The following is a 432-nucleotide window of genomic DNA, read 5'->3' as shown; positions in this document are numbered from 1 at the left end:
GTACAGTAATCATAAATAGTGAAAATTTAAATCAGGAGGATGGATTGCTATGAAGAGAGTCACATCGGCATGTTTACTGATTGCGTTGATTTTTGCCAGTTTTCTGGTGATTAATGTCTATGAAACCAAAGATAATATCCGCGTTAAAAACTTAGGAAAGACGGATCATTCCTTTCAGTTTTATATTACCAATACAAACAAATCGGCCAGTTCCGAGTTAACTTTCTTTAAGCAGTTGGATAACAAGGAACATATTTCAATCTTTCGGACCAACACCCAGGGAAAAAAAGCTAATATTGTCGTCAAATCAGTCGTCTTCAATAAAAGCAGTTTCCCTTTTAAACAGTTCAATTTAAAGCAAAGCAATTTGTTTAAGCACAGTCAAAATACCTATGCCAGTTTTAAAACTACCAGTGGAGATCAGGTTGGTTC

Annotated in this window: 1 protein-coding gene; it reads left to right on the top strand. The window is 35.2% G+C overall.

Going from position 1 to position 432, the window contains the following annotated elements:
* Positions 1-49 precede the first annotated feature (49 nt).
* The coding region (locus KH893_RS12390) for a hypothetical protein (RefSeq protein ID WP_281166350.1) at positions 50-432 on the top strand (383 nt) is incomplete at its 3' end.

Source organism: Liquorilactobacillus sicerae, from assembly GCF_029916425.1.
Lineage (GTDB): Bacteria > Bacillota > Bacilli > Lactobacillales > Lactobacillaceae > Liquorilactobacillus > Liquorilactobacillus sicerae.
Note: the sequence above shows the minus strand (reverse complement) of the source record. Positions and strands in the feature narration are given on the sequence as shown.